The 6,830-nt window shown below is 44.1% G+C and carries 5 protein-coding genes; all 5 read right to left on the bottom strand.

The annotated features are described in order from the left end of the window. Nucleotides 1-284: 284 nt before the first annotated feature. A complete protein-coding gene (locus BA1_RS12695; protein ID WP_008359584.1) occupies nt 285-2,132 on the bottom strand; it encodes a sigma-54-dependent Fis family transcriptional regulator in 1,848 nt (615 codons plus the stop codon). A gap of 106 nt (nt 2,133-2,238) precedes the next feature. Beyond that, on the bottom strand, nt 2,239-3,618 hold the full coding sequence (gene lpdA, locus BA1_RS12690) for a dihydrolipoyl dehydrogenase (protein WP_008359582.1): 1,380 nt from the start codon (nt 3,616-3,618) through the stop codon (nt 2,239-2,241). Between the two features lie 18 nt (nt 3,619-3,636). Further along, on the bottom strand, nt 3,637-4,767 hold the full coding sequence (locus tag BA1_RS12685; protein ID WP_008359580.1) for a dihydrolipoamide acetyltransferase family protein: 1,131 nt from the start codon (nt 4,765-4,767) through the stop codon (nt 3,637-3,639). Between the two features lie 17 nt (nt 4,768-4,784). Then, on the bottom strand, nt 4,785-5,822 hold the full coding sequence (locus tag BA1_RS12680; protein ID WP_008359579.1) for an alpha-ketoacid dehydrogenase subunit beta: 1,038 nt from the start codon (nt 5,820-5,822) through the stop codon (nt 4,785-4,787). Between the two features lie 20 nt (nt 5,823-5,842). Beyond that, the gene (locus BA1_RS12675) at nt 5,843-6,820 is read right to left on the bottom strand and encodes a thiamine pyrophosphate-dependent dehydrogenase E1 component subunit alpha (RefSeq protein WP_008359577.1); all 978 of its coding nucleotides are present in this window, start codon (nt 6,818-6,820) and stop codon (nt 5,843-5,845) included. Between the last annotated feature and the right edge of the window lie 10 nt (nt 6,821-6,830).

Raw genomic sequence — 6,830 nt, 5'->3', positions numbered from 1 at the left:
CTCCTCAGTTATAGGTCTAACCTACTACCGTTCGGTTGACAGCCGATAGCTCTACCACTGAGCTACTGCGGAATAATAAGACATGTTTCATTATATCTATGCCAGAAAAATGTGTCAAGAATTTTTAAGCGTTTCATTCCTGCTCCATTTGCGACGGCTTTTATAATTTAACATATACTAATATAACAGTCAAGCCTTTTTCCCTTCCTTTTGGTAACATGGCTGAAAGACCCCGACCTCTTAACGGAGACCAGAGTCCCTTGATACAGGCTTCTTCCGGATGATTACGACAGCCTAAACTTTCGCATCCACTTGTAAAAAGTGCTTCTTGGCACCCCTGCTAACCTCGCTGCTTCTGACACATGACCTTTCGTTGTATGCAGTGCCTCTATCACTGTTTGCTTTTGAATCTGCTCCCTAAACGTGAGTTCTTTTGGAATTTCTGTACATTGTGGTGGGTGCAGCTTCTGTTTTTTCTGATCGATCGTTTCTAATACTTCAGCATATTGTGATGCACCCATCCATCCTCCTTCAGGAAACAGTACCCTTATATGTTCAAAAAGATTAAAAAGCTCACGTATGTTTCCTGGCCAATGATACGCTTCCAGTTTATGAAAAAATGATTCAGGAAACGTCGCATTCCAGCGGTTTTTCTTTTGATAGTAACGATATAAATCAGGAATGTCTTCCTTTCTTTCTCTCAGTGGCGGGATGTTGATTGGATAGACATGAAGACGGTAATACAAATCTTCACGTATTTTCCCTTCCTTCAATAGTTCGTTCATATTACGGTGTGTCGCTGTAATGATTCTAATATCCAAAGGGATTTCATGTGTCCCGCCAAGCGGTACGACTTTCCTTTCTTCTATGACCCGAAGAAGCGCCACTTGCATCGCATATGGAATTTCGCCAATTTCGTCTAAAAAAAGAGTGCCTTTATGGGCTTGTTCAAATTTCCCTTTAGCTCCATGACGCCTTGCCCCAGTAAAAGCCCCTTCAGCATAACCAAATAATTCGCTTTCTAATAGGCTTTCAGGAATGGCCCCGCAATTAACAGCAACAAACGGTCCTTTATGCCTTTCACTGGCTAAGTGAATTGCTCTAGCTGCCAGTTCTTTCCCTGTACCTGTTTCTCCCCATATATATACATTTGCATCTGTTTGTGCCGCTCGCTTCATTTCACTGAGCGTCTGTTGAAATACCTTACTTGTACCAGATTCCCCGGGAAATTGAGCAAAAGAAACGGTTATGTTGCTTTTGGCTGCTTCTTCAAGCGAAAAAGACATGCCAAGCATCTTCCCGTCTTGCTCCGACTGAATGATCTGCGTGCCCCGGATCGCAAATGGTTCGCCCATCAGCCGCTCGACATCCATTCCGTACCAGTCTGAAAATCGTTTTCTAATAGGCCTGCTCGCAGAAACAATCTGCTTTTTTTCATTACAGACAACATATGGTTCGTCCGCTTCCACCTGATGGAGACAATGACTGATCAGCTCCATCTCTCTCTTTTTTTGCTGGACTTGAATATCTCTTTCTATGGCATAAGCAACTGTTGAAGCCATTCCAAGCATAAAAGGGTGCCTGTTATCCGCCATACAGGAGATATCAATCACCCCGATGATCGTACCGTCTGCATCACGGATAGGAGCAGCTGAACAACTCCAATGATGGGAAGCGACAGAAAAATGCTCCGTTCCGTTTATCGTCACAGCCTCCCCGATGACCAGTGCCGTTCCAATAGCATTCGTCCCTACATCTGTTTCGGTCCAGCGCGCGCCCTCCATAAAGTTAATTTTTCTTGCTTCTACCATCGTCCTTTGGCTACCTGTCAGACTTAGCACATAACCGTCTGCATCGATGAGTAAGGCCACCATGTCAGATTCTTTTAATTGCTGACTGATTTTATTTAAGTAGGGAAGAGCGGCATTTAGACATAATGAATATTTCTTTTTTTGGGCACTGAATAATTCATGATCTAACAACGACTGTCCTTTATCTAAATACGGATTTACATTTGCCTGTTTACACCTGTGCCATGACTCCACCACTCTCTTATTCAGACGTGACCTATCAAGCAAACCTTCACGAACAAAACGTTTCCATGTATTTAAATAACAAGGCGTCGGATTCATTCCATCCTCTCCTCTGGGGGCTTTTTATTCATTATAGTTAATTATAAAAGCGCTTTCAATTAACGTTGCTAACCCACAAAGTCAGGCGGATAGAAAAAAGTCTCTTTCAGCAGTGCACTGCTCGTCCAATTGTTTGCAGCAAGGCTTCGTGTATCGCCTCTGAAAGTGTCGGATGTGCCGCAATAAACTGCTCTAATGAATCAGCGGTCGACTCTGTATGCATCATCACCGCCGCTTGTCCAATCAGTTCTGTTGCATTCGGCCCGATGATGGATACACCTATAATTTCTTGATGTTGCGGTTCTACAATGACCTTTACGTGACCAACTGGTTGATTTAAGATTAACGCTTTTCCATTTGCAGAAAATGAAAATGTCCCTATCTGAATATCCCCATACTGATGTCTAGCTTTCTCTTCATTTAAACCCACACTGGCAATTTCAGGAGATGTGTAGATGCATCTCGGAATCACTTGTTCATTGACCTTTAAATCTTCTCCTGATGCATGTGATGCCGCAATTGTCCCTTCATGAAAAGCAGCATGAGCAAGCTGAACACCGCCTGTCACATCACCGCACGCATAGATATGCGGGAGATTGGTTTGCATATGCTCATTGACGTAGATTCCGTTCCTGTCATATTCAAGGCCAATCTGATCAAGGTTCAACTCTCCAAGCTGCGGCGTTCTGCCAATTGCCACTAAACAAAGATCAGACTGGATTTCACACCGCTCACCTTGACTTTTCTCAATGACAACTTTTCTTGAGGTTGAATCAAGCTGTTTGACTGAAGACGACGTCAACATTTCCACCCCATCTTCTTCAAGTTGATCGTGAAGACATTGTGCAATATCGCGATCTTCTTCAGGTAAAATGTGTACTGCCTGCTCAACCATGACAACCTTTGTCCCCATTCTGCTAAAGATGCTCGCAAACTCACAACCGATCACCCCTCCACCAATGATACAAAGCGAATCTGGTATCGAAGAGAGCGACATGGCATCCTTACTGTGAATGATCCAATTCCCATCGAATGGAGCAAAAGGTAAGGAAGCAGGCACAGCCCCTGATGCAATGATGATTTGTTTTGCTTGAATGATTTCAACATTTCCGTCACGTTCAACCAACATCTCATGTGCAGAAAGAAATGATGCCTTCCCATGTAACACGTTGATTTTGTTTTTTTTCATCAAATAGCGAACACCATCAGTCAGTTGCTTGATGACTGACTGTTTTCGCTTTTGAACAACATCCCATTGGATGATAGGCTTTGGGTCTGAAAGTTCAATTCCAAAATGTCTAGCCTTCTTCACCTGCTCGTACATATCAGCGCTTTGTAAAAGTGCTTTGGTTGGCACACAACCTTCATTAAGACAGGTTCCCCCCAACTGACCTTGATCAATTAACACAACCTCCCTGCCAAAACGAGCGGCTGTCAATGCCGCTACATACCCTGCAGGTCCACCTCCGATAATGACAAGTGTCATCGTGTTTTCACCTTCTTCCTATAAAAGAATGGATGCTGGTTTTTCTAAAAATGATGTAACCGTTGATAAAAATGCGGATGCTGGTGCCCCGTCTAGTACACGGTGGTCAAACGTAAGGCTAAGTGGCAGGAAGGTACCTTTGCACAATTCATCCTCTTGGTAAACAGGGGTTTCATACATGGTGCCGATGCCAAGGATACCCGCTTCAGGCGGATTCAAAATTGGCGTAAAATACTCTACACCATAGGCTCCAAGATTGGTCATCGTAAAGGTAGAACCTTTGATTTCATCATGCTGAAGTTTGCCTTCACGTGCTTTTTTGCCATACGATTTAATCTTCCTCGCAAGCTCTATGAGCGTTAACCGCTCTGCTTGGCGAATAACCGGCACAGCCAGCCCGTTATCTAAAGCAGCCGCTATCCCAAGATGAACGTCGTCAAACGTTTCCACTCTGTCATTTTGATATTGACTGTTCATCGCAGGGTGCTCTAGTAATGAAAGGATGGCTGCTTTGGCTACAAAGTCGGTGATGGTCAACTTTGTATCGTAACGTTCTATGGCTGTTACATTCAGTTCATGTTGTAATTTTGTCAGTGTTGTCACGTCCGCTTTCATCGTAATTGTTAATTGTGCACTTGTTTGCAGGCTTTCCATCATCCTTGAGGCAATTGTTTTCCTCATCATGTTAACAGGTGGATGCGCTGGCTCATTTTGCTTTTTCTCTGTCTGTTCTGGAAGCGCATGAAGCACATCCTCTTTCGTAATTCTTCCTCCGGGTCCTGTCCCCACCAGGGTATCAATGTCTAGGTTGGCGCTATTAGCAATTTTCCGAGCAACCGGGGAAATTTTCTTTCTCTCTTTCTTTGGTTTTGACTGCACGTCTCTTTCTGTCTTTTCCTTCGCCTGTTCATTTCCTTCACCGATATAACAGATGACCGTGCCAGGCGGTACACCTTCTCCTTCAGACACTTTTATATCCAATATGGTGCCTTCAACAGGTGATTCGATCTCCATCTCAATTTTTTCAGAGTTGATGCTTGCAATGCTTTCCCCTTTATTTACGGTCTCTCCGACTGCCTTATTCCAGACGGATACCATTCCTTCTTTCATCGACATGCCCAATTTCGGCATCACAACCTCAACAGCCATCTCCCTCTCTCCTTTCTTTAGTTCAATATCTTGTCATGACTCTGGCCAACCATCTCTAATACGGTGTTCACCACCTTATCAGGTGTTGGCAAATATATATCTTCAAGTGGCGGTGAAAACGGTACTGGTGTATGAGGAGCTGTCACTTTTTTGATTGGGGCGTCGAGTAAATCGAAGCCTTTATCCGCAACCAAAGAAGAGATATCTGCGGCAATTCCGCATCTAGGATTGGCTTCATCTACAATGACAAGCCGATTTGTTTTTTCTACCGAAGCCAAAATGGCCTCTTCATCGAGTGGTGACAAGCTTCTTGGATCAATCACCTCAGCTTCAATACCACGTGCAGCTAATTGTTCTGCCGCTTCGAGTGCTGTATACACTTGTTTGCCTACTGCAAAGATGGTCACGTCCGAGCCTTCTCTCTTCACATCTGCTTTGCCAAGCGGCAGCGTGTAATATCCTTCCGGTACATCTCCGGTGATATTGTACAGCGTTTTGTCTTCAAAAAAGATGACAGGGTCCTGGTCCTCGATTGCTGTAAGCAGCAGCCCTTTGGCATCATATGGTGAGGAAGGCACAACCACTTTCAATCCAGGGATACTTGTAAATAGCGCATATAAGCTTTGCGAATGCTGGGCAGCTGCTCTAAAGCCCGCTCCATGTGTTGTTCTAATGGTGATCGGCACCTCTGCTTTTCCGCCAAACATATATCGAAATTTGGCGCCTTGATTCAGCACCTGATCCAGACAGGTACCGATAAAATCATTAAACATGAGTTCCGCAATGGGTCTTAGCCCTGTTGAAGCAGCTGCCATGGCGGCCCCTACATAGCCCGCTTCGCTAATCGGCGTGTCAAGCACACGCTCACGTCCAAATTCCTGAACAATTCCTTTGGTCACACCAAGAACACCGCCCCATGCTTCATCATCCTGTAAGTGATCTACATGAGCGCCTCCAGCAACATCTTCCCCCATTAAAATGACATATTCGTCTCTTCTCATTGCCATTTTCATTGCTTCATTTAATGCACTAGACATGCTGATTTCTCTTGTCATGTTCCTCTCCCCTTTCTGATTTATTGGTACGAAACATACACGTCGGTCAATAATTCAGTATGATCTGGATATTCACTTTCTTCACTGAATCTAACGGCTTCATCTATCGCTTCCGTTACAGCCGCTTCGATATTTGCGATCTCTTGATCCGTAAGTAGCTGTTTTTGTATCAATTTATTTTTAAAAAGAGCGATGGCATCTCTCTCTTCTTGATGTTCGGTTCTTTCTTGAGTTGTTTTGTAACGCTGGGCGTCTCCTTCAAAATGGCCATAGTTTCGATATGTCATGCATTCAATCAGTGTTGGACCTTCTCCATTTTTTGCTCGTTGTATTGCTTGTTCTGCTGCCTGATAAACTGCTGTCACATCTTTTCCATCTACTTGAATACCAGGAATGCCATAACCGGCGGCTCGATCCACAATCGATGTACAGCTTGAAGCATAGGAAAAAGGTGTCGCTTCCCCGTATCCATTGTTTTCTGCGATGAAAATAACAGGCAGTTTCCAGATGGCCGCGAGATTGATTCCCTCGTGAAATGTCCCTTGATTGTTTGCACCATCTCCAAAAAAGCAAACGCTTACATTATTCGTCTTTTTATATTTGGTCGTAAGGGCTGCTCCACACGCAAGAGGAAAACCACCTCCAACAATTCCGTTGGCACCGAGCATTCCTTTATCAAAATCTGCAATGTGCATGGATCCACCTTTTCCTTTACAGAGACCTGTGGCTTTTCCATAGATTTCTGCCATCATTCCTTTTAAATCACATCCTTTTGCTATACAATGGCCGTGGCCACGGTGGGTACTTGTGATGCTGTCTTGTTCATTCAGATGAGCGCAGACTCCTACAGCAACAGCTTCTTCGCCAGCATAAAGATGGACAAAACCCGGCAAAATCCCTTTTGTAAAAAGCGTGTGTACTTGATCTTCAAATTGGCGGATCTCCTGCATCTTTTGATACATCCAGACGGCTTTTTCTTTTGTCAATGCTATTTCCATGTTGTAAAAC

This window comes from Bacillus xiamenensis (assembly GCF_000300535.1).
GTDB classification, from domain to species: Bacteria; Bacillota; Bacilli; order Bacillales; family Bacillaceae; genus Bacillus; species Bacillus xiamenensis.
The sequence above is the reverse complement of the archived record's forward strand: the minus strand, read 5'-3'. Positions and strand labels throughout refer to the sequence as shown.